General features: G+C 73.5%; 23 protein-coding genes. 14 read left to right on the top strand and 9 right to left on the bottom strand.

The genetic code is table 11. The features are described from left to right. Positions 1 to 408 precede the first annotated feature (408 nt). Complete coding sequence (locus tag LE181_RS09675) at positions 409 to 1101, bottom strand: iron-dependent transcriptional repressor DtxR (RefSeq protein WP_190111226.1); 693 nt, start codon at positions 1099 to 1101, stop codon at positions 409 to 411. Between the two features lie 222 nt (positions 1102 to 1323). On the opposite strand from LE181_RS09675, the gene LE181_RS09670 reads away from it, so the two are divergent. After that, positions 1324 to 2079: an SIS domain-containing protein gene (locus LE181_RS09670; protein ID WP_225660797.1), complete on the top strand. Its 756-nt coding sequence runs from the start codon at positions 1324 to 1326 to the stop codon at positions 2077 to 2079. A 50-nt stretch (positions 2080 to 2129) separates the two neighbouring features. Here LE181_RS09670 and LE181_RS09665 read toward each other — a convergent pair whose 3' ends face one another. Together LE181_RS09665 and pdxH are read right to left on the bottom strand one after the other, a co-directional pair. Next, positions 2130 to 3491, bottom strand: coding sequence for a PAS domain-containing protein (locus LE181_RS09665; protein ID WP_225660796.1), 1362 nt, complete (start codon positions 3489 to 3491; stop codon positions 2130 to 2132). Positions 3492 to 3884: 393 nt separating this feature from the next. Next, a complete protein-coding gene (pdxH, locus tag LE181_RS09660) occupies positions 3885 to 4580 on the bottom strand; it encodes a pyridoxamine 5'-phosphate oxidase (RefSeq protein ID WP_308103113.1) in 696 nt (231 codons plus the stop codon). Between the two features lie 454 nt (positions 4581 to 5034). Between pdxH and LE181_RS09655 the strand changes: the two genes are divergently transcribed. Further along, the gene (locus LE181_RS09655) at positions 5035 to 6135 is read left to right on the top strand and encodes a citrate synthase 2 (protein WP_225660795.1); all 1101 of its coding nucleotides are present in this window, start codon (positions 5035 to 5037) and stop codon (positions 6133 to 6135) included. Positions 6136 to 6159: 24 nt separating this feature from the next. Here the strand turns inward: LE181_RS09655 and LE181_RS09650 are convergent, their stop codons facing one another. After that, positions 6160 to 6630: an ester cyclase gene (locus LE181_RS09650; protein ID WP_225660794.1), complete on the bottom strand. Its 471-nt coding sequence runs from the start codon at positions 6628 to 6630 to the stop codon at positions 6160 to 6162. 83 nt (positions 6631 to 6713) lie between these two features. On the opposite strand from LE181_RS09650, the gene LE181_RS09645 reads away from it, so the two are divergent. From LE181_RS09645 to LE181_RS09635, 3 genes are all read left to right on the top strand, one after another. After that, positions 6714 to 7400: a TetR/AcrR family transcriptional regulator C-terminal domain-containing protein gene (locus LE181_RS09645; protein ID WP_225660793.1), complete on the top strand. Its 687-nt coding sequence runs from the start codon at positions 6714 to 6716 to the stop codon at positions 7398 to 7400. 159 nt (positions 7401 to 7559) lie between these two features. Beyond that, the gene (locus LE181_RS09640) at positions 7560 to 8579 is read left to right on the top strand and encodes an SdiA-regulated/phytase-like domain-containing protein (protein WP_225660792.1); all 1020 of its coding nucleotides are present in this window, start codon (positions 7560 to 7562) and stop codon (positions 8577 to 8579) included. 83 nt (positions 8580 to 8662) lie between these two features. Then, positions 8663 to 9034, top strand: a complete 372-nt coding sequence (locus tag LE181_RS09635; RefSeq protein ID WP_225660791.1) for a peptidoglycan-binding domain-containing protein — start codon at positions 8663 to 8665, stop codon at positions 9032 to 9034. A 69-nt stretch (positions 9035 to 9103) separates the two neighbouring features. Here the strand turns inward: LE181_RS09635 and serC are convergent, their stop codons facing one another. After that, positions 9104 to 10222, bottom strand: a complete 1119-nt coding sequence (serC, locus tag LE181_RS09630) for a phosphoserine transaminase (RefSeq protein WP_225660790.1) — start codon at positions 10220 to 10222, stop codon at positions 9104 to 9106. 189 nt (positions 10223 to 10411) lie between these two features. Between serC and LE181_RS09625 the strand changes: the two genes are divergently transcribed. From LE181_RS09625 to LE181_RS09590, 8 genes are all read left to right on the top strand, one after another. Continuing rightward, positions 10412 to 13330, top strand: a complete 2919-nt coding sequence (locus tag LE181_RS09625) for an FAD-binding and (Fe-S)-binding domain-containing protein (protein ID WP_225660789.1) — start codon at positions 10412 to 10414, stop codon at positions 13328 to 13330. A gap of 48 nt (positions 13331 to 13378) precedes the next feature. Then, the gene (locus tag LE181_RS09620) at positions 13379 to 15082 is read left to right on the top strand and encodes an acyclic terpene utilization AtuA family protein (RefSeq protein WP_225660788.1); all 1704 of its coding nucleotides are present in this window, start codon (positions 13379 to 13381) and stop codon (positions 15080 to 15082) included. After that, positions 15079 to 16674, top strand: a complete 1596-nt coding sequence (locus tag LE181_RS09615) for an acyl-CoA carboxylase subunit beta (protein WP_225660787.1) — start codon at positions 15079 to 15081, stop codon at positions 16672 to 16674. Before LE181_RS09620 ends, LE181_RS09615 begins: the two co-directional genes overlap by 4 nt. A gap of 12 nt (positions 16675 to 16686) precedes the next feature. Beyond that, positions 16687 to 18801: an acetyl/propionyl/methylcrotonyl-CoA carboxylase subunit alpha gene (locus LE181_RS09610; protein ID WP_225660786.1), complete on the top strand. Its 2115-nt coding sequence runs from the start codon at positions 16687 to 16689 to the stop codon at positions 18799 to 18801. After that, a complete protein-coding gene (locus LE181_RS09605; protein WP_225660785.1) occupies positions 18798 to 19973 on the top strand; it encodes an acyl-CoA dehydrogenase family protein in 1176 nt (391 codons plus the stop codon). Before LE181_RS09610 ends, LE181_RS09605 begins: the two co-directional genes overlap by 4 nt. A gap of 28 nt (positions 19974 to 20001) precedes the next feature. Then, positions 20002 to 20739 (top strand): enoyl-CoA hydratase family protein, encoded by a 738-nt coding sequence (locus LE181_RS09600; RefSeq protein WP_225660784.1) that lies wholly within the window; start codon positions 20002 to 20004, stop codon positions 20737 to 20739. Continuing rightward, a complete protein-coding gene (locus LE181_RS09595) occupies positions 20727 to 21335 on the top strand; it encodes a TetR/AcrR family transcriptional regulator (protein WP_225660783.1) in 609 nt (202 codons plus the stop codon). Before LE181_RS09600 ends, LE181_RS09595 begins: the two co-directional genes overlap by 13 nt. A 134-nt stretch (positions 21336 to 21469) precedes the next feature. Further along, on the top strand, positions 21470 to 22039 hold the full coding sequence (locus LE181_RS09590; protein WP_225660782.1) for a hypothetical protein: 570 nt from the start codon (positions 21470 to 21472) through the stop codon (positions 22037 to 22039). A 72-nt stretch (positions 22040 to 22111) separates the two neighbouring features. Here LE181_RS09590 and LE181_RS09585 read toward each other — a convergent pair whose 3' ends face one another. From LE181_RS09585 to LE181_RS09570, 4 genes are all read right to left on the bottom strand, one after another. Beyond that, a complete protein-coding gene (locus LE181_RS09585; RefSeq protein WP_225660781.1) occupies positions 22112 to 22522 on the bottom strand; it encodes a VOC family protein in 411 nt (136 codons plus the stop codon). A gap of 48 nt (positions 22523 to 22570) precedes the next feature. Beyond that, positions 22571 to 22933, bottom strand: a complete 363-nt coding sequence (locus LE181_RS09580; RefSeq protein ID WP_225660850.1) for a helix-turn-helix domain-containing protein — start codon at positions 22931 to 22933, stop codon at positions 22571 to 22573. Between the two features lie 69 nt (positions 22934 to 23002). Beyond that, positions 23003 to 23938, bottom strand: coding sequence for a GDSL-type esterase/lipase family protein (locus LE181_RS09575; protein WP_225660780.1), 936 nt, complete (start codon positions 23936 to 23938; stop codon positions 23003 to 23005). Positions 23939 to 24070: 132 nt separating this feature from the next. Then, complete coding sequence (locus LE181_RS09570; RefSeq protein WP_225660779.1) at positions 24071 to 24838, bottom strand: MerR family transcriptional regulator; 768 nt, start codon at positions 24836 to 24838, stop codon at positions 24071 to 24073. Between the two features lie 244 nt (positions 24839 to 25082). Here LE181_RS09570 and LE181_RS09565 point away from each other — a divergent pair, with 244 nt between their 5' ends. Beyond that, positions 25083 to 26306, top strand: a complete 1224-nt coding sequence (locus LE181_RS09565; RefSeq protein ID WP_225660778.1) for a hypothetical protein — start codon at positions 25083 to 25085, stop codon at positions 26304 to 26306. Positions 26307 to 26380: the final 74 nt, after the last annotated feature.

The following is a 26380-nucleotide window of genomic DNA, read 5'->3' as shown; positions in this document are numbered from 1 at the left end:
TTCGAATGAACCGTGGTCGCGCGCAACACCCCTCGTTCGAGTGACCGGGCGGAAGGATTGACCGTCTGTGCCCCGGGGAGAAATCGACCTGGGCGCGGGCCGTTCGGGGAAGAAGGCCCGCGAGGCGCACCCTGGGAGCTCGGGGCTCCGGGGCGCCGCGGGGGAGAACGGGGAGGTGGGGCCCCGGCAGTCCGCGAGGGCGCCGGGGCCCTTTCACCGTGGTGCGGCCCCCCGCTGAGCTCATCCGATCCCCTCCCCGGTCGGCGGCGCGCGCATATGCGTTCAGCACTCAGCGCCAGCGTCGCACGGCTCGGGCCCGCCCGCGCCGATTCCGCCGCGGCTCGGCAGCTTTACGTAACGCGGCATACGTACCCGGCGCGGCCGGCGCCCGCGGGGCGTCGAGGCCGGTCAGCGCTTGGCGACGAAGACGTGGGAGGCGATGTCCGACGCCAGCTCGGCGGCCTCGCCACTACTGCCCACCATCACCCCACCGGGCGACTCCGTCACGCTGACCACGGCGCCGGGCTGCACACCGGCGCGCCGCAGCGTGTACATGAGCTGGGCGTCCGTCTGGATGGGCTCGCCGATGCGGCGCACGACCACGGTCTTGCCCTCCGTGCCCGGCTCCAGGTCCATCAGGCTGACCATGCCGGCGTTGAGGAAGGGGTCCGACTCGGACTTCTCGCCCAGCTCCTCCAGGCCCGGGATCGGGTTGCCGTACGGCGACTCGGTCGGGTGGCGCAGCAGCTCCAGCACGCGCCGCTCGACGGCCTCGCTCATCACGTGCTCCCAGCGGCACGCCTCGGCGTGCACCTGCTCCCACTCCAGACCGATCACGTCGACCAGGAGGCACTCCGCGAGGCGGTGCTTGCGCATCACGCGCGTGGCCAGCCGGCGGCCCTCCTCCGTCAGCTCCAGGTGCCGGTCGCCGGCGACGGACACCAGGCCGTCGCGCTCCATGCGGGCCACCGTCTGGCTCACCGTCGGGCCGCTCTGGTCGAGCCGCTCCGCGATGCGGGCACGCATGGGAACCACACCTTCCTCTTCCAGCTCCAGGATGGTGCGGAGATACATCTCCGTGGTGTCGATCAGTCCGGACATGCCGTGCCCCTCGAAATAAGTCGTGCGCTGGCCCTGGACCCAATTCTGACGCATACCACCGACAACGGGGCCGCCCACGCCCCTGACGGCCCCCGCCGTATTGACAGCGCCGCCGTCGGGGCCGCAACGTGATCGGCGCCGCGGGACAATGCGCCGGACGGCCGCATTCCCCCACGGCCTGCCGCACCGAGCCGACGACGCACCCCGAGGAGCCCCGCAGCGATGAGCGAGAACAAGCCTGCCGGCCAGTTCTTCGACGCCGCGATCGCCCTGCTGCGGCGGGTCCGCGACGAGGAGGGCGAGCGCATCGCCGCCGCCGGAGCCATGATCGCCGACACCGTGGCGGACGGCGGCCGGATCTTCGTCTTCGGCGCCGGCCACTCGTCACTGGCCGCGCAGGACGTCGTCTACCGGGCCGGCGGCCTGGCCCTGATGAACCTGCTCGCCGTGCCGGGCACGGTCGGCGTCGACATCATGCCCGCCACGCTGGGCAGCGCCCTGGAGCGCGTGGACGGCCTCGCCGGCGCGGTCCTGGACAGCAGCCCGGCCCGGCGCGGCGACGTCCTGATCGTCATCTCCCTCTCCGGGCGCAACTCCCTGCCCGTCGAGATGGCGATCAACGCCCGTGCGCTGGGGCTGAAGGTCATCGGCGTCACCTCGCTCGCCTACGCCGAGGAGACGAAGTCGCGGCACGCTTCGGGGACCTTCCTGAAGGACCACTGCGACCTCGTCCTCGACAGCAAGATCGCTACGGGGGACGCGGAGCTGTCCGCCGAGGGCATCGCGGCGCCGTTCGGCCCGGCCTCCACGGTCGTCACGAGCGCCGTGATGCAGGCGCTCGTCGCCTCCGCGGCCACCGAGCTCGCGGCGCGCGGCATCGACCCGCCGATGCTGCGCTCGGGCAACGTCGACGGCGGCCACGAGTGGAACGGCCGCCTGCTGGACGAGTACGGGGACCGCATCTTCTTCCGCCACTAGGCGGCGCCGCCGGCCGGGCCGACGGCCGGGGCAGTGGCACAGGCCCGGCCCTAGCGGGACACCGTCACCGCCAAGTCGATCGCGGCTGCGACGCGGGTCGCGATGTCCTCCGCGTAGACGGCGTCCGCGCGGTCGAACGGGCGGCGGGCCGCGCCGCGCAGGAACGTCACCACCCCGACCGTCCGGCCGCGGCTGCGGAGCGCCGTCGCCAGGGCGTGTCGCGTGCCGTCGGGCCATTTGCGGGCCGCCGCCCAGCCGTCCGAACGGTCCGTGGCCGCCCTGACCGAGCCGCAGCGCTCGACCGCCTGCAGAGCCGGGTGCCCGGCCGCGTACGGCACGGGGACGCCCGCGCCGGCCGGGGCCGCCGCCCCCGGAGCGCCGGCCGGCGTGCTCGCGGCCCGGGTCAGCCGGACGGGCGGCTCGGGGACCGGCTCCGGCTCGGGCAGCGTGTCGATGAGGGCGTGGTCGGCGAAGCCCGCGAGCGCGAACTCCAGGTAGAGCGCCGCCGCCTCCATCGGGTCCTCGCACTCCGCGACCGCCCGGCCCGCCCGGTGCAGCTGACTGCCCCGGAAGCGCAGCCGCGCGCTCTCCTGCTCCGCCAGCCGTGTCTTCGTCACGTCCGTGAAGAGCCAGGCCACTCCCAGCGGCACGGGCTCCTCCACCAGGGGCGTGGCCAGCCGCAGGAAGCCGCTGCGCCAGCAGCGCCGCTCGGGCAGCGCGACGCCGGTGCCCTGGTCCCGTACGGTCACCCACAGCTCGGTGGGCGCGGGCGGCGCGCCGGCCGCCAGCACGTGCTGCAGTACGCCTTCCAGTTCCTCCACGCCCTGGTCCAGCAGCTCGCCCAGCGGCCGTCCGAGCAGCGCCGTACGGCTCGTCCGCAGGGCTCGTGCGGCGTGCGCGTTGGCCAGGGCGGGCCGCAGGTCGGCGTCGACGAGGACCACGCCCCACGACGCCTCCCCGAACAGCGCCTCACTGAGCGCGACCGACCGCTCCAGGTCGATCTGGGTGTGCACCTCGCTGAAGGCGCAGTAGACCCCGGCCGGGCTGCCGTCGCCGCCGGGCACGGCGGACGACTGGATGCGTACGAGCACCCGCCCGCCGGCCTTGGTGAGCAGCGCGAACTCGTCCACCTGCCGCCCCGGCGCCTTCATCGCGCCCAGCAGCCGGCCGGTGACCTCCGCCGCGTCCGCCTCGCGCAGGGCCCAGCCGGCCAGGCCGTGCCGCCCGACGGCCTCCTCCGCGGACCAGCCGAGTATCCGCTCGGCCTCGCGGTTCCAGTGGGTGACGGTGCCGTCGGCGTCGAACGCGCAGAGCGCGGCGTCCATGCCGTCGAGGAGGGCCGCGAGGAGGTCGTGGTCGTCGCTGTCCGCCGCCTCGTGACGGGCGGCGCCGGACGGGTGTGGAACGGTCACGGGGTACCCCCTGCTGGACGCCTCTGCGTGGTCCGCATGCCCTGCATGTCCTGCACGAGCGGCATTCAACTCGACCCCGGCGCGGACCACACCGTCTTCCGCGAAATCGGGCTCACGGAAATTCACTTGTCGCCGCCGGAGGCGGTTCCTAGGGTGGGGCGTACACGAGAAGGGAGGTGGTTCGGGACATGATTTCTTTCCGGACGCGTGAGGTGACTGCGGGCTAGCGCCCGTCGTCGCGCACAGCGCAGCGCCGGCGGGAGTGCCGGCCAATCCCCAGCAGTCACCCGATCCGTGGGCCGCCGAGTCGTCCGCTCGGCACCCTGCGCCGCCACGTGTGCGGCGCGGGGTAGCGGGCCCACGGATCGTCTGCGTTCAGGGGCTGCCGTGGCCTCAGGGACACAGGCGCTCGACGCGCCATTCCCCGCCGCCGGAGCGCCCGCCCTCGCCCTCGCCGGTACGGACGTACCGCAGCCGGTCGTGCAGCCGGTTCTCCCGGCCCTGCCAGAACTCCACCGTCTCCGCCCTGACCCGGAAGCCACCCCAGTGCGGCGGCACCGGCACGTGCTCGCCCTGGGGGTAGCGGGCCATCATCCGTTCGTACGCCGCGTCGAGGTCGGCCCGGCAGGCGGCCACCGTCGACTGCTCGCTCGCCCAGGCGCCGATCTGCGAGCCGTACGGGCGGGAGCGGAAGTAGGCGGCGGTCTCCTCCCGGTCCACCCGCCCGGCGGTACCGGTGACGACGACCTGCCGGGCCAGCGGGTACCAGGGGAAGAGCAGGGACACCGCGGGGTTGACGGCGATGTCCCGCGCCTTGCGGGAGCGGTAATTGGTGTAGAAGACGAAACCGCGCGGGTCGTAGCCCTTGAGCAGGACCGTCCGGGAGCTGGGCCGGCCCGCGGCGTCCGCCGTGGAGAGCACCATCGCGTTGGGCTCGTGCAGCTCGCCCGCGGCCGCTTCCCCGAACCAGCGCGCGAACTGCTCGTACGGGGTGGGGGCGACGCCCGGCTCGGAAAGGCCCTCGAACTGGTAGTGGGCGCGCATGGCGGCCAGGTCGTGCGCGAACTCGTACTTCTCGGAGTGGGACACGGCCACAATCTTGCAGGAGGGCGGCGGCCGCGAAAAGACTTGATCAGCTTGTCTGCCCCGTGCGGCACGCCGGTAATCCTGCTTCCGGCGAAAAGAGCGGTGTGCCGGACATCACCTTCCCCCGTGCGCGCCGGACACCCCAGAATCACGAGGCGGACGGATGTGGCGTCCGCACCCCACCGGCTATCGTGTCCGGCCCCGGCACCGGACCGTGCTTCTGCGGAGGCCGGGTGAAGTACCGGGTGAAGTACCGCCGCACGGGGCATGACCGGGTTGACCGGAACGGACCGCGAGCCGCGCACGCTGCCGCGTAACCGATCCGGCGCCCATGCCGGAAGCACCCTGCCCCGAGCACCCGCCTCAGCACTCTGGCCGCCCGGCCGGACCCGGAGACCCCGGACCCCGTCCGCGCGGCCGGCAGCCGCTTGTCGAACACATCACGAGGAGCCGCCTGATGTCCGACTTCGTCCCCGGACTCGAAGGAGTCGTCGCGTTCGAAACGGAGATCGCCGAACCCGACAAGGAAGGCGGTTCCCTCCGCTACCGAGGCGTCGACATCGAGGACCTGGTCGGCGACGTGTCCTTCGGGAACGTCTGGGGCCTGCTGGTCGACGGTTCCTTCAACCCCGGCCTGCCGCCGGCCGAACCGTTCCCCATCCCCGTGCACTCCGGCGACATCCGCGTCGACGTCCAGTCCGCGCTGGCGATGCTCGCCCCGGTGTGGGGCCTGAAACCGCTGCTGGACATCGACGAGGCCACCGCCCGCGACAACCTCGCGCGCGCCGCCGTGATGGCCCTGTCGTACGTCGCCCAGTCGGCCCGCGGCCAGGGCCTGCCGATGGTGCCCCAGAAGGAGATCGACAAGGCGGACACCGTCGTCGAGCGCTTCATGAAGCGCTGGCGCGGCGAGCCCGACCCCAAGCACGTCAAGGCCGTCGACGCCTACTGGACCTCGGCCGCCGAGCACGGCATGAACGCCTCCACGTTCACCGCCCGCGTCATCGCCTCGACCGGCGCCGACGTGGCGGCCGCCCTGTCCGGTGCGGTCGGCGCCATGTCCGGCCCGCTGCACGGCGGCGCGCCCTCCCGCGTCCTCGGCATGATCGAGGAGATCGAGCGCACCGGCGACGCCGTCGCGTACGTCAAGGGCGCCCTCGACCGCGGCGAGCGCCTCATGGGCTTCGGCCACCGCGTCTACCGCGCCGAGGACCCGCGCGCCCGCGTGCTGCGCCGCACGGCCAGGGAGCTGGCCGCGCCGCGCTTCGAGGTGGCGGAGGCCCTGGAGAAGGCGGCGCTGGAGGAGCTGCACAACCGCCGTCCGGACCGGGTGCTGGCGACCAACGTCGAGTTCTGGGCGGCCATCGTCCTGGACTTCGCGGAGGTGCCCGCGCACATGTTCACGTCGATGTTCACGTGCGCCCGCACGGCGGGCTGGAGCGCGCACATCCTGGAGCAGAAGCGCACCGGCCGCCTCGTGCGCCCCTCGGCCCGCTACATCGGCCCGGGCCCGCGCGACCCGCGCGAGGTGGAGGGCTACGCGGACATCGTGAGCTGAGCCCCGGGCGGGCCGGCCCCGGCCCTAGTCCGCTGTGGGCCAGTCCCAGCCCAGCTGGACGAACATCCCCAGCCGGTCGCTGACGGCACGGATCTCCGAGATCCGGCCGTCGGCGACCGTGAAGATCCAGATCTGCTCCACCTCGAAGGAGCGGTGCGTCGGCTCCGGCATGCGCGGGTGCGCCCCGGTGTGCGTGCCGCCGACCATCAGGCGGGCCACGACGGTGTCGCCCTCGGCGACGTACTGCCGGGCCTCCATCCGGGCGTTCCCGAAGGCCGCCATCTGCTGCGCGAAGGCGTCGAACGCCGCCCCGGGCTCGTCGGGCTCGCCGTGGATGACCTTGTTGTGGTCGACGACGTCGGGGGCCAGGTAGTCGGGCAGGTCGGCGAGGCGGCGCTCGTTGATCGCCCGGAAGAAGCCGTCGACCACCGCCTTGTTGCCGTGGCCGTTGCTGTCGCTTGTGCTCTGACCGGTGCCGTTGACGCCCTGTCGCATTGCTGTGCCTGCCCCGTTCGGTCGATTCATTCTTACGCCGTAAGTGTGCCGGCGTGCGCCCAGCATGGACTTACGATGTAAGAATGTCAACGAGATCGCGGGGCGAACGGGCCGGGCTGACCAGGGAACAGATCCTGGAGGCGGCCCTGGCGCTGGCCGACCGGGCGGGGCTCAAGGCGCTGACGATGCGCCGGCTCGGCGCGGAGCTCGGCGTCGAGGCCATGACGCTCTATCACTACGTGCCCAGCAAGGACGCCTTGCTGGACGGCCTCGTCGAGCACGTCTTCGCCCGGGCCCTGCCGCCGGCCGGGGCGGACGGCGGCAGGGCTCCCGACTGGCGGGCCATGCTGCACGCGTATGCCGACGCGTTGCGCGGGACGCTGTTGCGCCACCCCGGCGTGCTGCCGCTGGCCGCGGCGCGGCCTGCCGTGACGCCGGCCACCCTGGACGCCGTGGAACGCGGCCTGGGGGCGCTCACGGCGGCGGGCTTCCCGCTCGGGGCCGCGGTCGACGCGCTCAACTCCCTGTCGGTCTTCGTGGTCGCCCACACGGCCGCCGAGGCCGCCGCCGAGGAGGACGACGCCACCGCCCCCGGCCGGGCCGACTGGCTCGCCGGGCTGGACGCCGCGCGGTATCCCTTGCTCACCGAGGCCGCCCGCACGGGCGCCGGGGCGGACGACGCGGCCCGCTTCCACGCCGCGACGACGGCCCTGATCACCGGCTTCGCCACGACGACAGGCGTCCCGGCCGGGCCGTCGAAGACCGACTGAGCTCCGGGCGGCCCGCCACCGCAGCCACCCCGCCCGGCCGTTCGGCCCGTCCCGCGGGTGGCCGCCCGCAGTGGTCCACGGCACCGCGGGCCGGGGCCGGCCGGTCGGCGACACGCGGCCGTCCACCCCTCGCGGGCCCGTGAATGGCAGGCTTGGGGCATGCGACCGCTCCTCGCCGCTTCTGGAATCGCCGCCCTGGCCGTGCTGGCCCTTCTGCCGGCCGCCGCCCCGGCGGCCGCCGACGGGCCCGCCGGCTTCACCATCGAGGACCCCCGCATCAAGGAGTCCAGCGGCCTCGCCGCCAGCCGTGCGCACCCCGGCGTGTACTGGACGCACAACGACAGCGGCGACGGGCCGTACGCCTACGCCGTCGACGGGCGCACCGGGCGCACGGTCGCCCGCGTCACCCTCGACGGCGTCGAGGCCCGGGACGTCGAGGCGATCTCCGTCGGCCCCGACGGGAACGTCTACCTCGGCGACATCGGCGACAACCTCGGCGGCACCTGGCCCGACGTCCGCATCTACCGCTTCCCGGAGCCGAAGGAGCTCCAGGGGGAGATCACGCTCACCCCCACCCGCTACACCGTCCGCTACGAGGACGGCCCGCGCGACGCCGAGTCGATGATGGTGCACCCGGTGACCGGCCGGCTGTACATCGTCAGTAAGAAGAAGTCCGGCAAGGGCGCGCTCTACGAGGCGCCCGCGAAGCTCTCGCCCTCGGACGTGAACACCTTCCGGCGCGTCGCCGACATCAACATCTGGGCCACGGACGGTGCGTTCTCCCCCGACGGCACGCGTCTGGTCGTGCGCGGCTACTTCGACGCGCGCGAGTACCGCTGGACGGACGGCCGGCCCGAGGAGATCGGCCGCCCCACGGTCCCGTTGCAGCGCCAGGGCGAGTCGGTGACGTTCACGACCGACGGCCGGACGCTGATGTACGGCTCCGAGGGCGCCAACAGCAGGGTGTCGCCGGTCGCCCTGAGCGGCGAACTGCTGCCCGACAGCGCCGCGAAGGAGAACAAGAACCCAGGCCACGGCGGCGCCGGCGACCAGGCCGCGGGCGGAGACGACGGGGACGGCCACCACACGCTCGTCCTGGGAGCCGGGGCCGTCGCCGTTCTGGCCGTGCTGGCCCTCGGCCTGCGGTGGCTCTTCCGCCGGCGCCCGGACGGTACGTAAATCGCTTGGTCGGCCCGGACGTTGATCCATATGCTCAAAGCCCGTCCCACACCGGGACATCGGGTGAAAGAGGTGGACCAACCATGAAATCTCCACGATTAGCCGCATCGGCGACGCTCGTCGCCGCCCTGCTCGTGGGAGCCGGCGCCCTCACCGCCGGAAACGCCGCCGCGGACGACGTCCCCGTCGAGGGCCTCTCCTGCGGCTACGACGGCAACCACCGGCCGGCGGCCGTCCAGCCGGGCAGCAAGGGCCCGGCGGTCAAGGAGGCCCGCTGCCTCCTGGGCTTCTGGGGCTACCTGCCGGTCGCGCACGACCCCTCGGGCGACTTCGACGAGGACACCGAGTCCGCGGTCAAGGACTTCCAGGCCGACCGCGGCCTGACCGCCACCGGCGTCGTCGACGCCGGGACCTGGGACGAACTGCGCCGCAGCCCGCGGCCCCGCCGGGGCTGACACCACGGCCGGCCCCGGCGGCGTTCAGGGGGCCGCGGCCCCCTGCCGTACGAGCGGTCCCGCCCCCGGCTACAGCCGCTCGATGACGTAGTCGACGCACTGCGTCAGCGCCTCGACGTCCGCCGGGTCGATCGCCGGGAACATCGCCACCCGCAGCTGGTTGCGGCCCAGCTTGCGGTACGGCTCGGTGTCCACGATCCCGTTGGCGCGCAGGACCCGGGCCACGGCCGCGGCGTCCACGTCCTCGGAGAAGTCGATCGTGCCGATGACGGCCGACCGCTTCGCCGGGTCCGCCACGAACGGCGCCGCGTGCTTCGACGCCTCGGCCCAGCCGTAGAGCGTGCGCGCGGACGTCGCGGTGCGGCGCACCGCCCAGTCCAGGCCGCCCTGGCTGTTGATCCACTCCACCTGCTGCTCCAGCAGGAACAGGGTGGCGAGGGCGGGCGTGTTGTAGGTCTGGTTCTTCAGGGAGTTGTCGATGGCGGTCGGCAGCGAGAAGAACTCGGGGACGTGCCGCCCGGAGGCGTGGATCCGGGCGGCGCGCTCCAGGGCCGCCGGGGAGAACGCCGCCAGCCACAGCCCGCCGTCGGCGGCGAAGGACTTCTGCGGGGCGAAGTAGTAGACGTCCGTCTCGGCGATGTCGACGGGCAGGCCGCCCGCGCCGGACGTGGCGTCGACGAGGACGAGCGCGCCCTCGTCGGCCCCGGCGACGCGCCGGACCGGCGCGGCGACGCCGGTCGACGTCTCGTTGTGGGTGAGCGCGTACACGTCCGTGCCGGCCTCGGCCTGCGGCTCGGGGTGCGTGCCCGGCTCGGAGGAGATGACGGTCGGCTCCGCGAGCCAGGGGGCCTGCCGGGCGGCCTTGGCGAACTTCGACGAGAACTCGCCGAAGCACAGGTGCTGCGACTTCGACTCGATCAGACCGTGCGTGGCGACGTCCCAGAAGGCGGTCGACCCGCCGTTGCCGAGGATCACCTCGTAGCCGTCGGGCAGGGAGAACAGCTCGCGGATGCCCTCGCGCACCCGGCCCACCAGCTCCTTGACCGGGGCCTGGCGGTGGGACGTGCCGAGCAGTGACGTACCGGTGGCGGCCAGCGCGGCGAGCGCCTCCGTCCGCACCTTGGAGGGGCCCGCGCCGAAGCGACCGTCGGCGGGCTTGAGGTCAGCGGGGATCTGGATATCAGCCACGACGGCAGCCTAATCCGTCGCCGGGCGCACGGCCGGTGAATATCCACTCGCTGAGACGGCCCGGTGGGACAGCCGGGAGGGGCGGTCCCCCTGGGCCGATCGCCCGTCCCTGCCGCCGATCGCCCGTCCATTGCGACGGATGAGGCAACTGTGCCGTATTCGGTGGTTTTCGCGGGCAGGCTGATTCCCATGGGTGATCACAGCAGTCGCAGCGCGACGGACCCGTACGCCTCCCTGCGGGCCGCACTCGGCACCGTCGTGCGCGGCGACGTCGACTTCTCCGTCTCCGCCCGCGCCCTGACCACCATGGACGCGTCCAACTACCGGCGCGTCCCACTCGGCGTGGTCGCGCCCCGCGACGCCGACGACGTGGCCGGCGTGCTCGCCGTCTGCCGCGAGCACGGCGTCCCGGTCGTACCGCGCGGGGGCGGGACGTCCGTGGCCGGCCAGGCGACGGGCGAGGGCGTCGTCCTGGACTTCACCCGGCACATGGACGCGGTCCTCTCCGTCGACGCCCAGGCTCGCACCGCCGTCGTCCAGCCCGGGGTGGTCCTGGACCGGCTGCGGACGGCGGCGGGCGCGTACGGGCTGACGTTCGGGCCCGACCCCTCCACGCACGGGCGGTGCACGCTCGGCGGCATGATCGGCAACAACGCGTGCGGCTCGCACTCCGTGGCCTGGGGCACGACGGCCGACAACGTGACCGCACTGGACGTCCTGACGTACGACGGCGAACGGGCCCGGCTCGCCCGTGGCTACGAGGGCCTCCCCCAGCTCCTCGCCGACGGCCTGCGGGCGCTGGTCGACGGCCATCTGGCCCTGCTGCGCACCGGCTTCCCCGACCTGCCGCGCCGCATCTCCGGCTACGTCCTCGACGCCCTGCTGCCCGAGCGGCGCACCGACGTCGCCCGGGCCTTCACCGGCAGCGAGGGCACGCTCGCCGTGCTGACGGAGGCGACCGTGCGCCTCGTGCGGCCGCCCGCCGCGCGTGCCCTTGCGGTGCTCGGCTACCCGGACGAGGGCGCGGCGGCGGACGCGGGTCATCTGCTGGTGCCGTACGGGCCGTTGACGGTCGAGGGGATGGCCGCGGACCTGGTGGGCGACACCGCAGCGGACCTGCCGCGGGGTGCCGCCTGGCTGTTCGTCGAGACGGGCGGCGACACGCCCGCCGAGGCGGCGGCCGGCGCCGAAGCACTGTGCCGGGCGGCAGCCGCCGACGGGCTGGTCTCCGGTCACACCGTCATCACCGACCCGGCCGGACAGCGTGCGCTCTGGCGCGTCCGCGAGGACGCCGCCGGCACGGCGACGCGGCTGCCCGACGGCAGCGAGGCGTGGCCCGGCTGGGAGGACTGCGCGGTGCCGCCGGAACGGCTCGGCGCGTACCTGCGGGAGTTCCGGGCCCTGTTGGGCCGCCACGGGCTGCGGGGCGCGCCGTACGGGCACTTCGCCGACGGCTGCGTCCACGTGCGGCTGGACGTCGATCTGCTGAGCGCCGCGGGCGTGCGCCGCTACCGCGCCTTCTCGGCGGAGGTGGCGGAGCTGGTGGTGGCGCACGGCGGCTCCCTGTCGGGCGAGCACGGCGACGGGCAGGCGCGCGCCGAACTGCTGCCGCTGATGTACGGACCGCAGGCGGTACGGCTCTTCGAGCGCTTCAAGGACCTCTGGGACCCGGCGGGCGGACTCAACCCCGGCATGGTCGTCCGCCCGTACCGCCTGGACGAGAACCTGCGCTTCGACGTGCTGCCCCGGCGGCCCGTCCCGGTGCAGCTCGCCTATCCGGGTGACGGAGGGGACTTCTCGACGGCGGTCCGCAGGTGCGTCGGCGTCGCCAAGTGCCGCGAGACGGAGCCGGCCGCCGGGAGCGGGGAGGGCGTGATGTGCCCGTCCTACCGCGTGACGCGCGACGAGCGGCACTCCACGCGGGGCCGGGCGCGGCTGCTGCACGAGATGCTCGCCGGGGAGCTGATCACGGACGGCTGGCGCTCGCAGGAGGTGCGGGAGGCCCTCGACCTGTGCCTCGCGTGCAAGGGCTGCCGCAGCGACTGCCCGGCGGGGGTGGACATGGCCACGTACAAGGCGGAGTTCCTCCACCACCACTACGCGGGCCGCCCGCGCCCGGCCGCCCACTACACGATGGGCCGGCTCCCCCTGTGGCTCCACCTGGGCGCACCGGCCACCCCCTTGATCAACGAACTGCTGTCCCGGCCCCGCCCGACGGCCCTCGCGAAGCGCCTGGCGGGCATCGCCCCGGAACGCGACCTGCCGCACCCGGCGCCCGAGCCGTTCACCCGATGGTGGCGGCGGCGGGCGAGGGCGAGGCAGGGGGCGGGGGGCGGGCCCGGGCGTTCCGCCGTCGTGCTGTGGCCCGACACCTTCACCAACTACTTCTCGCCCTCCGTGGGACGTGCCGCCGTGGCCGTGCTGGAGGATGCCGGGCTGCGGGTGGTCGTCCCGCCCAAGGCCGTGTGCTGCGGCCTGACCTGGGTCTCCACCGGGCAGCTCACGCAGGCCCGGGCCGTTCTGCGGCGGACACTGCGCGTCATGGCGCCCGCCCTCGACGCCGGCCTGCCCGTCGTCGGGCTCGAACCCAGCTGCACCGCCGCCCTGCGCACCGACCTCACCGAGCTGCTCCCCGACGAGCCCCACGCCCGCCGGCTCGCCTCCTCCGTACGGACCTTCGCGCAAGTACTTGAGGAGCGCGCCCCGCTGTGGGAGCCGCCGCGTGTCGGCCGGCCCGTGGCCGGCCAGACCCACTGCCACCAGCACGCCGTCCTCGGCGACGCGGCCGAGCGCCGGCTACGCGAACGGGCGGGCCTGGCCGGCGAGTTGAGCGGTGGCTGCTGCGGGCTCGCCGGGGACTTCGGGTTCACGCGCGGCCACTACGACGTGTCCGTCGCCTGCGCCGAGGAACAGCTGCTGCCGTCCCTGCGGCAGGCTCCGCGCGATGCCGAAGTGCTCGCCGACGGCTTCTCCTGCCGCACCCAGATCGCCCAGCTCACCGACGTCCGCGGGCGCCACCTGGCCGAGGTCCTGGCCGACGCGCTCGCCTCCCGCAACCGTGGCCGCGGAGAGGGCACCGACGAGGACCCCGGCGGCGGCCGAAAATAATGCAAGCACGCTTGCTTGTTTCTGTGGGCGGTGCCACCCTCCGGTGCCATGCCCGTGCCCGTTCTGCGAATCGGCAACGCCTCCGGCTTCTACGGCGACCGCTTCGACGCCCTGCGCGAGATGCTCACCGGCGGCCCCCTCGACGTACTGACCGGTGACTACCTCGCCGAACTGACCATGCTGATCCTCGGCCGGGACCGCCTGAAGGACCCCGCCACCGGCTACGCGCGCACGTTCCTCGCCCAGCTGGAGGAGGGACTGGGCCTGGCCGCCGACCGCGGCGTCAGACTCGTCACCAACGCCGGCGGCCTCAACCCCGCCGCCCTCGCCGAGCGCATCGGCGAGCTGGCGGACCGCGTCGGCGTGCCCGTCCGCGTCGCCCACGTCACCGGCGACGACCTCCTCGCCGACGGCCAGGACCAGTGGCCCCGGGGCGTCCTCACCGCCAACGCCTACCTCGGCGGGGCCGGCATCGCCGAGTGCCTGCGGGCGGGCGCGGACGTCGTCGTCACGGGCCGCGTCACCGACGCCGCGCTCGTCACCGGCCCCGCCGCCGCGCACTTCGGCTGGACCGCCGAGGACCTCGACCCGCTCGCCGGCGCGGTCGTCGCCGGACACGTCCTGGAGTGCGGGGCACAGGCCACCGGCGGCAACTACGCGTTCTTCGGCGAGCACGACGTGCGCCGGCCCGGCTTCCCGCTCGCCGAACTGCACGCCGACGGCTCGGCCGTGATCACCAAACACCCCGGTACGGGCGGCGCCGTCACGGTCTCCACCGTCACCGCGCAGCTGCTGTACGAGACGGCGGGCGCCCGCTACCCGGGCCCGGACGTCACCGCGCGGCTCGACACGGTCCGGCTCGCGCCGGACGGCCCCGACCGGGTGCGCATCAGCGGGGTGCGCGGCGAGGCCCCGCCCGCAGCGCTCAAGGTCGGGCTCACCCGGCTCGGGGGCCACCGCAGCGAGGTCGTGTTCGTCCTGACCGGCCTCGACGTCGAGGCCAAGGCCCGCCTGGTGCGCGCCCAGCTCGACGGGGTCCTGGCCGCCGCCCGCCCCGCCGAGGTGCGGTGGAGCCTCGCCCGTACCGACCGGGCCGACGCGCCCGTGCAGGAGGAGGCCGGCGCCCTGCTGCGGCTCGTCGTCCGCGCCCGCGACCCCGAGGTGGGGCGCGTCGTCAACGCCGCCTGCGTGGAGCTGGCGCTCGCCAGCTACCCGGGCTTCCACGTGGCGGCGCCGCCGGGCAAACCGGCCCCGTACGGGGTCTTCGAGGCCGCCTCCGTGGACGCGGACGCGGTGCGGCACGTCGCGGTCCTGCCGGACGGCACCCGCGTGCCGGTGCTGCCGGCGCCCGTACGGACCGCCGACGCGCCCGCGCCCGTGCCCGCACCCGTGCTGCCGGAACCGCTGCCCGCCGGGCTGCCCACCCGGCGCGCCCCGCTCGGCCTCGTCGCCGGGGCGCGCAGCGGCGACAAGGGCGGCAGCGCGAACGTCGGCGTGTGGGTCCGCGACGACGACGCCTGGCGGTGGCTGGCCCACGACCTCACGGTCGAACGGTTCCGCCACCTGTTACCGGAGACCGCTCGCTTCACCGTCACCCGGCACGTCCTGCCCGCCCTGCGGGCCCTGAACTTCGTGGTCGACGGCATCCTCGGCGAGGGCGCCGCATCCCAGGCGCGCTTCGACCCGCAGGCCAAGGCCCTGGGCGAGTGGCTGCGCGCCCGCCACGTGGAGATACCGGAGGTGCTGCTGTGACCGTGCTCGCCTCCGCGCTCGACACCTCCGCCCCCGAGTACGCCGCCCACCGCGCCGCCATGCTCGCCAAGCTCGACGACCTCGCGGCCGAGCACGCCAAAGCCGTCGCCGGCGGCGAGAAGTACACCGCCCGGCACCGGGCCCGCGGCAAACTCACCGCCCGCGAGCGCATCGAGCTGCTCGTCGACGCCGACACGCCCTTCCTGGAGCTCTCCCCGCTGGCCGCGTGGGGCAGCGACTACGCCGTCGGCGCGTCCCTCGTCACCGGCATCGGCGTCGTCGAGGGCGTCGAATGCGTGATCACCGCCAACGACCCCACCGTGCGCGGCGGCGCCAGCAACCCCTGGACCCTGAAGAAGGCCCTGCGGGCCAACGAGATCGCCGCCGCCAACCGGCTGCCGGTCGTCTCGCTCGTCGAGTCCGGCGGCGCCGACCTGCCCAGCCAGAAGGAGATCTTCATCCCGGGCGGCGGCCTCTTCCGCGACCTGACCCGGCTGTCCGCGGCCGGCATCCCCACCGTGGCCGTCGTCTTCGGCAACTCGACGGCCGGCGGCGCGTACGTACCCGGCATGTCCGACCACGTCATCATGGTCAAGGAGCAGGCCAAGGTCTTCCTGGGCGGCCCGCCGCTGGTGCGGATGGCCACGGGCGAGGAGAGCGACGACGAGTCGCTGGGCGGGGCCGAGATGCACGCCCGCGTCTCCGGGCTCGCCGACTACTTCGCCGTCGACGAGAAGGATGCGCTGCGACAGGCGCGGCTCGTCGTCGCCCGGCTCAACTGGCGCACGTCGGGCGGTCTTTCGGGGTGCGTCCCGCCTCCGCTCCATGACGAGGACGAATTGCTCGGCATCGTGCCGGGGGATCTCAAGGTGCCCTTCGATCCCCGCGAGGTCATCGCGCGCCTCGTCGACGGCTCGGACTTCGACGAGTTCAAGCCGCGCTACGGCACGAGCCTCGTGACCGGCTGGGCCCGGCTGCACGGCTGTCCGCTGGGCATCCTCGCCAACGCCCGCGGCGTGCTCTTCAGCGAGGAATCGCAGAAGGCCGCCCAGTTCATCCAGCTGGCCAACCAGCGTGACATCCCGCTGCTCTTCCTCCACAACACCACCGGCTACATGGTCGGCCGCGCCTACGAACAGGGCGGCATCATCAAGCACGGCGCCATGATGATCAACGCGGTGTCCAACTCGCGGGTGCCGCACCTGTCGGTGCTGATGGGCGCCTCCTACGGGGCCGGCCACTACGGCATGTGCGGCCGGGCCTACGACCCGCGCTTCCTGTTCGCCTGGCCCAGCGCCAAGTCGGCCGTCATGGGACCACAGCAGCTGGCAGGGGTGCTGTCGATCGTCGCCCGCGCCTCGGCGGAGGCCGGGGGGCGGCCGTACGACGAGGAGGCCGACGCCGCCCTGCGCGCCATGGTGGAGCAGCAGATCGAGGCGGAGTCGCTGCCCGCGTTCCTGTCGGGGCGGCTGTACGACGACGGGGTCATCGACCCGCGGGACACGCGGACGGTCCTCGGGATCTGCCTGTCCGCCGTGCACGGCGCCCCCGTGGAGGGGGCGCGGGGCGGCTTCGGCGTCTTCCGGATGTGAGGTGTGGATTGCATGATCTCTTCGGTGCTCGTGGCCAATCGCGGTGAGATCGCCTGCCGCATCTTCCGCACCTGCCGCGAGCTGGGCCTCGCGACGGTGGCCGTGCACTCCGACGCCGACGCGGACGCCCGGCACGTGCGGGAGGCCGACGCGGCCGTGCGGCTGCCGGGTTCCGCCCCCGCGGACACGTACCTGCGCGGCGACCTGCTGATCGCGGCCGCCCGTGCCGCGGGCGCGGACGCCGTGCACCCGGGGTACGGGTTCCTCTCCGAGAACGCCGCATTCGCCCGGTCCGTGCGGGACGCGGGGCTCGTGTGGATCGGGCCGCCACCGGAGGCCGTGGAGGCCATGGCGTCGAAGACGCGCGCCAAGCAGATCATGGCGGACGCCGGGGTGCCGCTGCTCGCGCCCCTGGCGCCGGAGGCCGTGACGGGGGCCGGCCTGCCCGTGCTGATCAAGGCCGCGGCGGGTGGGGGCGGGCGCGGGATGCGGGTCGTACGGGACCTGTCCGCCCTGCCCGGCGAGCTGGCCTCGGCCCGGGCGGAGGCGGCCGCCGCGTTCGGTGACGGCGAGGTGTTCGTGGAGCCGTACGTGGTGGGCGGGCGGCACGTGGAGGTGCAGGTCCTCGCCGACGAGCACGGCACGGTGTGGACGCTGGGGACGCGGGACTGCTCGTTGCAGCGACGGCATCAGAAGGTCGTCGAGGAAGCGCCTGCGCCGGGTCTGCCGGACGCTCTCGTGCGGACCCTTTGCGAGGCCGCCGAGGCGGCTGTCCGCGCCATCGGGTACGTCAGCGCCGGCACCGTCGAGTTCCTCGTCGCGGCGGACGGCCGGCCGTACTTCCTGGAGATGAACACCCGCCTGCAGGTGGAACATCCGGTGACGGAGGCCGTGTACGGGGTGGATCTGGTGGCCTTGCAGCTGCGCATCGCGGAGGGGGTGGCGCTGGGCTCGCCTCCGGAGGCGGTGGGGCATGCGGTGGAGGCTCGGCTCTACGCGGAGGATCCGGGGCGGGGGTGGGCGCCACAGGCCGGGGTTGTGCATCGGCTGGCGGTCGGGGACGAAGCGTCTGGGGTGGCCGGTGCGTCGGGGGGCCGGCGCCGGGGCCTCCGGGGCGGGGGTCCGGGACCGTATATTTACGGGCCCGGCACTCCGCATCCCTTGTCCGGCGTCCCTTCGGGCCCGCAAATACACGGCAGCGTCCCGGACCCCCGCCCCTCCGGCCCCGTCGCCTCCCGTCCGTTCCCGCCTGCGGACCGTCCCGTCCTGCGCGTCGACTCCGGGTACGAGGACGGGGATCGGGTGGGTGTTCACTACGATCCCCTGCTCGCCAAGGTCGTTGTCTGGGCGGGCAGTCGGGCGGAGGCCGTTCGTCTCCTCGCGCGTGTACTGGAGCTCGGCCGTTTGCATGGGCCTTCCACCAACCGTGATGTGCTCGTGCGCAGCCTGAGACATCCCACGTTCGTCGGGGGGCGCATGGACACCGGGTTCTTCGATGCGCATCTGGCCGAGGTCGCCGGCTCGCCAGGTGATGCCCGGCTGGCCGCTCTCGCCGCCGCCGTCGCCGATGCCCAGGGGCGTCATCGGTTCGGCGGCTGGCGCAACGTTCCCTCCCAGCCGCAGATCAAGACCTATCGCTGCGGGGACTCCGAGTACGAGATCCGATACCGCCTCACCCGTGACGGGCTGGACGTCGAGGGCTTTCCGGGCCTTCAGGTCCTGCACGCCGACCGTGAGCGGGTGGTGCTGGAGGCGGGCGGTGTGCGTCGCGTGCTCGACGTGGCTTCGTACGGGCCGTCGGGTCCCGTGTACGTCGATACATTCCACGCCGGCTCCTACGTTCTTACGCCTCTCTCCCGTTTCCCCGACCCCACCGTCCGCAGCGAACCCGGTTCGCTGCTCGCCCCCATGCCCGGCACCGTCGTGCGGCTCGCGGACGGGGTCGCCGCCGGGCGGGTCGTACGGGCCGGGCAGCCGCTGCTGTGGCTGGAGGCCATGAAGATGGAGCACCGGGTCGTGGCCCCCGCCTCCGGGACGCTCACCGCCCTCCACGCGGCGCCGGGCCGCCAGGTGGAGGTAGGAGAGCTGCTCGCCGTGGTCACCGAGACCGAGGAGAAGACCTCATGAGCGACACCCGCGGCGGGCCTCCCGCCGAGTCCCCCGAACACCACGCCCTGCGCGCCGCCGTCGCCGCTCTCGCCACCCGTTACGGCCGCGACTACTTCACCGCCGCCGTGCGCGACGGCAGGCATGCTGACGAGCTCTGGGAGGAGGCCGGCAAGCTGGGTTATCTGGGGGTCAACCTGCCGGAGGAGTACGGGGGCGGGGGTGGGGGTATCACCGAGCTCGCCATCGTGCTGGAGGAACTGGCGGCAGCCGGCTGTCCGCTGCTTCTTCTCGTCGTGTCGCCCGCCATCTGCGGCACGGTGATCGCCCGCTTCGGCACGGAGGAGCAGAAGCGCACCTGGCTGCCCGGTCTGGCCGCCGGCACCCTGCGCATGGCGTTCGGCATCACCGAGCCCGACGCCGGCTCCAACTCCCACCGGCTCACCACCACCGCGCGCCGGGACGGCGACGACTGGGTTCTTTCCGGCCGCAAGGTCTTCATCTCCGGCGCCGACGTCGCGGACGCGACCCTGGTCGTCGGCCGGACCGCCGACGCCCGGACCGGCCGGCTCAAGCCCTGTCTGTTCGTCGTCGGCCGTGACGCCCCCGGCTTCACGCGCCGCCCCATCCCCATGGACGTCGCCTCCCCGGAGAAGCAGTTCGAGCTCGTGCTCGACGAGGTGCGGCTGCCGGGGCGGGCGCTGGTGGGTGACGAGGACGCCGGGCTGCTGCAGCTGTTCGCCGGCCTCAACCCGGAGCGGATCATGACGGCCGCGTTCGCGATCGGGATGGGCCGCTACGCGGTCGCGCGGGCCGCCGACTACGCCCGCACGCGCCAGGTGTGGAGCGAGCCGATCGGCGCCCACCAGGCCATCGCCCACCCCCTGGCGCAGTCGCACATCGAGCTCGAACTGGCCCGCCTGATGATGTACAAGGCCGCCGCGCTCTACGACGGCGGGGACGACGAGGGCGCCGGCGAGGCGGCCAACATGGCCAAGTACGCCGCCGCCGAGGCCGCGGTGCGCGCCGTCGACCAGGCGGTTCACACCCTGGGCGGGAACGGGCTGAGCTCGGAGTACGGGCTGGCCTCGCTCATCACGGCCGCGAGGGTGACGAGGGTGGCGCCGGTGAGCCGGGAGATGATCCTCAACTACGTTTCGCACCGGACGCTGGGCCTGCCCAAGTCCTACTGAGAACCTTCGATCCGGAAGGAGGTCCGCGATGCTGGTCCGCAGCTCGTACGAGCACGGCATCACCACGCTGACCCTGGATTCCCCCCGCAACCGCAACGCTCTTTCCGCCCGGCTGGTGGGCGAGTTGGGGGACGGCCTGGAGCGGGCGGCCGAGGACGCGGACACCCGTGCGGTGGTGCTCACGCATACCGGCACCACCTTCTGCGCGGGCGCGGACCTGTCCGAGCCGACGCCGACCGGCCCCGCGGAGCTGACGCGGCTGCTGCGGGCGATCGTGGAGCTTCCCAAACCCGTGGTCGCCCGGGTGACCGGGCACGTCCGGGCCGGGGGGCTCGGGCTGCTGGGGGCCTGCGACATCTCGGTCGCCGGCCCGTTCTCCTCGTTCGCCTTCACGGAGGCGCGGCTGGGCCTGGCCCCGGCGGTCGTCTCGCTGCCGCTGCTGCCGCGCCTCGACGCGCGGGCGGCGGCGCGCTACTACCTGACCGGCGAGCGCTTCGACGCGGCGGAGGCGGCCCGGATCGGCCTGGTGACGGCGGTGGACGAGGACGTCGACGCGTTCGTCGCCCGCGTCACGGACGGGCTGCGCCGGGGGTCCCCGCAGGGGCTGGCCGAGTCGAAGCGCCTGGTCACGGCGGAGGTGCTGCGCGCGTTCGACCGCGATGCGGCGGAGCTCGGGGAGCGGTCGGCGCGGCTGTTCGCGTCGGCGGAGGCCAGGGAGGGAATGACGGCGTTCCTGGCGAAGAGGGACCCGTCGTGGGTGCGCTGACCGGCCCCAAGCAGGACCGCAGCCGGGCCACGCGGCAGCGCCTGCTGGAGGCGGCCATCTCCTGTCTGTCCGAGTACGGCTGGGCGGGTTCGACGGTCTCCGTCGTCGCCGAGCGGGCGGGCGTCTCGCGCGGTGCCGCCCAGCATCATTTCCCCACCCGGGAGGACCTGTTCACGGCGGCGGTCGAGTACGTGGCCGAGGAACGTTCGGCGGCACTGCGGTCCGTGGTGGCCGCCGCCTCGCCGATCGTGGGGCCCGCACGGCGGTACGTCGTCGTCACCGAGCTCGTCGAGCTCTACACCGGCCCGCTGTTCCGGGCCGCGCTGCAATTATGGGTCGCCGCCTCCCACGACCACGCACAGCTGCGCGAGCGCGTGACCGCCCTGGAGGCGCACGTCGGCCGGGAGACGCACCGCATGGCCGTGGAGCTGCTCGGCGCGGACGAACGCGTCCCGGGCGTGCGGGAAACCGTGCAGGGCCTGCTGGACATGGCGCGCGGGCTGGGCCTGGCGACGCTGCTGACGGACGACCGGGCACGGCGGCGGCGTGTGGTGGAACAGTGGCTGCGGATCCTGGAAGGTGCCCTGGACCGCTGAACGGCTCATTCCACCAGTGTGTTTCGAGCACCGCTGAACCCACTGGGATCCGGTGCATGTCCTGAGGAGACTGGCTGGCGTGCCCACCCGCACCGGGTGGGCTTCGGCTCGGCACCCGTAAGGGGGAATCACGCATGGCACTGCGCAAGTTCACCGCGACGGCCTTCGCGGCGACGGCCCTGGCCGGCTCCCTGATCGGCGCGACCGGCACGGCCGCCTCGGCCACCACCGCTCCGGCGGACTTCGCCGCCCAGGCGAAGCAGGCCGGCCTGACCGGCTCCCAGGCCAAGGAGCTGCAGAGCAGGGTCGACGGCTACCTGGCCGGCACGGGCGGCCGGCAGATCGCCGCCAACAAGATCGAGACCGGCGCCGGCACGCTCGTCCTCACCCTGCCCGGCGAGGAGAAGGCCCGCGACCTGGACGCCAAGGCCGGCGCGGCCGCACGGCTGGGCGACTGCCCCTACGAGAACTTCTGCATGTACAGGGGCACGTACTACACCGGCGACCAGCTCAACCTGTACCACTGCCGCGACCACGCGCTGTCCAACTGGCGCGGCTGGGGTTCGTGGGTCAACAACCAGACCCCGGGCACCCAGGCGCGGCTGCTCAACCGCAACCACGGCGTGGTCACGACCACGGCGGGCGCGTACTCGTGGGAGGCGAACTACTACTGGGAGCCCATCTGGTACGTCAGGCCCTGCTGACGCACTCCTCCCCGCACACTGCCGGGACCGCGGCGACCACGCGGCCCCGGCTGCATCGTGTGCGCACGCCGGTCAGACCCGCGGCTGGGTGAAGCGGATGCGGTTGCCGAAGGGGTCGCGGAGGCCGCAGTCGGTCCCGTACGGGCGCTCGGTGGGCTCCTCGGTGAACTCCACGCCCCGGGCCAGCAGCGTCTCGTACGTCTTGCGGCAGTCGTCGGTGGTGAGGATGAGCCAGCCGGCCATCGCACCCTTGGTGACCAGGTCCCGGACCTGCGCAGCGGTCTCCTCGGACATCATCGGGCCGCCCGGCTGCTCCAGCAGGATCTGGCGCTCCGGGTGGCCGGGGACGCTGACGGTCAGCCAGCGCATGAAGCCCAGCGGGATGTCGGCGCTGACCTCCAGGCCGAGCTTGCCGACGTAGAAGTCGAGGGCCTCGTCCTGGTCGAGGACGTATATCTGCGAGTGCGTGATGGCGTTGAACATGTGCACCACGTTATGCGGCAACGGTCCGGGAAACTTATCCAAAACTGCTCAGCTGCCGGCGGGCCGCGTCCAGGCCATGGCGAAGCACGTGGGGACGGGCTGCGCCACGGCCTGCTGGCGGTACTCGCGGGGCGACCGGCCGACGATGTCGCGGAACGTGCGGCTGAAGGTCCCCGTGCTGCCGAAGCCGACCTCGAAGCAGATGTCCGTCACGCTGCGGTCGGTCTCGCGCAGCAGGAACATCGCGCGCTCGACGCGGCGGCGCTGCAGGTAGCGGTGCGGCGTCTCACCGAACGTGGCCCGGAAGGTGCGCGTGAAGTGCGCCTCCGACACATGGGCGATCCGGGCCAGGGCAGGGACGTCCAGCGGCTGCGCGTAGGCGCGGTCCATGGCGTCCCGCGCCCGGAGCATGCGGCGGTTGCTGTCTTCGGTGGCAGTGCGGGTCACGCCGCCATCACACCACGGCCCTCGTCCGCTGCTTCAGCTGCTGAGGGCGGCGAGGTGCCGGTGGAGTTCCCGGTGTCCTTCGGGGGTGGGGTGCAGGCCGTCCGTGAACAGTCCGGGGCGATCGCGCAGCGGCTCCCACATGTCGAGGTAGTCGACGTGGTTCCCGGCGCACCAGGTCTGCAGGGTCTCGCGGAGGGCCAGCGCCCTGGCCTCGGTGAACCGCAGGCCCCAGTAGTCGCCGGTGCGCGTCTCGTCGAGCCATACCGGTCCCATGACGACGAGTCGCGCGTTGTGGCTCAGGGCCGTGACGGCGAGGGAGCCGAGGCTGTCCGCGATGTGCGCCAGGCCGTCGTGGCTCTGCTCCTCGGCGAGCCGCAGGGCGGAGTCGTTGATGCCGGCGGCGAGGAGGAGGGTGTCCGGGAGGCGCGGGCCGAGGAGGGCGGGGGTCTGCTCGCCGACCTCGGTCAGGGTGGTCCCGGGGATGGCCAGGTTGAAGACCCGGCACCGGGCCTCGTCGCCGGCGATGTGGGCGGCGGCCAGGTGGGCCGCCCAGCCTCCGTGCGGGTCGCAGCGTCCGTAGGCGATGCTGTCGCCCACGATCACGATGCGCTCCGCCGGGCGCAGTGGCTTGGCGTCCACGTAGGCCCAGGCGCTCTCCCCGGAGGAGAGGAGCACCCGCCGGCGGACGTAGTCGTCCACCTCGTAGGCGTCGGCCGCGGCGAGGTCCTCGTCGGTGAGGTGCAGGACGGCTCCCTCGACCTCGGCGCCGGTCCTCCGCTCCAGGGTCAGGTGCACGTCGAGGCCGCTGGTGGCGATCACGGACGGGTCGGTGATCTTCAGGGGCCTGGTCGTGTGGCCGGCCAGCGATGCCGCGGACGTGGGCACGGCCCGTCCGAAGAGCGCGGTCTGGACGTGCTCGTCCCTCAGCGTGCCGAAGGAGAACAGGGTGTGGGGGCGGGACTCGGTCACCGTGAGCGCCGTGGCCTTTCGTTCGGGTTGATCGATTAACCCTAACGGCGGTGCCGGACGGGGTGGCCGGCCGCCCGGAGCGAGTGCGGGTCGCCGGGGGTCTGCAGCCCCCCGGCAGAGGTGAGTCGCCGGTCAGCCCAGACGGGCGTCGGCGTAGACGACCATCGCGTCGCGCTGGTAGACGGCCAGCCCCTCGGCGATCTTGTCGTAGTTCGTGCGGAACTGCGGGTCATCGACGTAGGTCTGGCCCAGCCCCTTGTACGCCTCCGCGTTCGGGGTCCAGAAGCGGCACACGCCCTGGTAGTGGGCGTCGATCTCGGCCTGCACCGCGGGGTCGGCGACCGGCGTCCCGGCCACCATGAACTCCGCCAGGCGGACCATCTGCGCCGTCACCTCGCGCTGCCACCGCTCCGTGTCCTCGGCGGTCATCGACTCGATGGCCTGCCGGGACTCCTCCCACGCCTCCGGCCACCGCTCCCGCACCTCGGCGTCGGTGCCGGGGTCCGAGGTCTCGAAGCCCTCGAAGAGGTTCTCCGGCCTGTTGATCTTCACCATGTCGTGCTTCTCCTTGTTCTCCTCCAGTTCGGCGATGGTGCGGCCGACCGTGCGGGCGAGCTTCTCCAGCCGGTCCCGTTCCCCCAGCAGCCGCTGGTGGTGCTCGCGGAGCGCGGCCACCTGGTCGACCTGGCTCTCCAGGACCGCCCTGATCTCACGCAGCCCCAGACCCAGCTCCCGCATCAGCAGGATCTGCTGCAGCCGCAGCAGACCGGCCTCCTCGTAGTAGCGGTGCCCGTTGCTCCCGATCCACGCGGGCGGCAGCAGACCGATGTCGTCGTAGTGCCGCAGCGTCCGGGACGTCGTCCCCGACATCCGGGCCACGTCCGCGATCGACCAGGCCATCGTTCCCCCTCCCATCGCCGGGCCGGTTTTCCCGGCCACACAGACGACCGTAGAAGTTGACGCAACGTAAAGCGCAAGCCGGTCGGGGGAGCCCGCCCGGCCGGCGTGCCGGCGGAGCCCCCGGCGGGGCTCGGGTCGCGGAGGGCGCGCGTGCGGGCTAAACAGAGCACATGAGGTGTATTCCGCGCGGGCGCTCCTCATGAGGGGGGCGCCGCCCGCTCGTCCCGGGGGCAGCGCCCGTGCGGTGACACGCAGGCTCGCGGCCGGAGGACTCCTCATTGCGGTGGCGTTCGCCGTCTTCCAGGTCCTCGGCTACCACAGCGACACGCTTCCCCCGGCGAACAACGACGTCTACCGCTACACGGTCCAGGCTCACAGCGCGACGGGCGCCGCGCCCGACGAAGCGGTCCGCCGGGCGGCCGCGGACTGGTGCCGAGCGCGTTCCGACAACGACATCGCCTCCCGGCGGGTCGAGGGTTCGGTCGGTGCGCAGCCCGACCCCAAGGCGTACACCGGCTGCCTGGACTGGCTGATCCGCCACGACGGTACGACCGAGCGGTACAAGGAGATCTTCTACGCCCGGCCCGGCTATCCCTTCCTCGCCTCGCTGGTTGCGCCCCTCACGGGGGTGTGGGCGGGGCTGTGGGTCGTCTCCCTCGCGTTCACCCTGGCGGGGGGTGCGCTGGTGATCGTCCTGATCCGGCTGGCGGGCGGCGGTGTCCGAGCCGCCTGGACCGGCGAGATCCTCTTCTTCGCCCTGCCCACCGGCGGCCTGGGCGTGCAGCGGCTCACCGACGGTCCTGCCGTCGCCATCACCCTGGCGGCTCTGGTCGGCGCGGTCCTGCTCGCCTGCCGCCGCTCCCTGCTGCCGGGGACCGTCACGCTGTGTGCCGCCCTCGCCTTGGGCTGCTTCGTCCGGTACTCGTCGTTCACCTTCCTCTGCGCGGCCTTGCTGGCGGCTTCGATCGTGTGCCTGGGCCGGCGCGGCTCCCGCCATGCGGGAACCGTCGCCCTCGCGGTGACGTCCCTCGCCGGGTTCGCGGGGATCACCGTCGGAGCCCGCCTGATGGGGTGGCCGGAGGCCGCGAGCACCATGCAGGACACCTTCACCGACCACTTCAAGCAACCGGACGTCGCCGATCCCGTCGCCCACCTGGTCAGGCTCAACACCGCGTTGTGGTCCTACCTGCCCTGGCAGAGCGAGACCGCGGCCTTCCTGCCTGTCGCCCTGTGCGGCCTGTCGTTCGCCGCCCTCTGGCGCGTCGACGTCACCTTCGCCGTCCTCGCCACGGCGGCCGCGCTCACCGGTCTCCTCAGCGTGATCGCGCATCCCGTCTACGGCCAGTACGCCCGGCTCGTCCTGCCCGTCTGGCTGCTGCCGGTGCTCGGGCTGCCGTTCCTGACGCGCCGGAAGAGGTCGTCACGCCTTCCCGGCGGCGTCACTCCCACCCGCATCACCCGCTCCTGACCCACCCGCGGGCCGGGGAGACGCACGTCACAGCCGTTCGTGTCACGTGGCGCCCGGCTGTTTCCGTCGTATCC

This window comes from Streptomyces sichuanensis (assembly GCF_020328095.1).
Taxonomy (GTDB): Bacteria; Actinomycetota; Actinomycetes; order Streptomycetales; family Streptomycetaceae; genus Streptomyces; species Streptomyces cinnamoneus.
The sequence above is the reverse complement of the archived record's forward strand: the minus strand, read 5'-3'. Positions and strand labels throughout refer to the sequence as shown.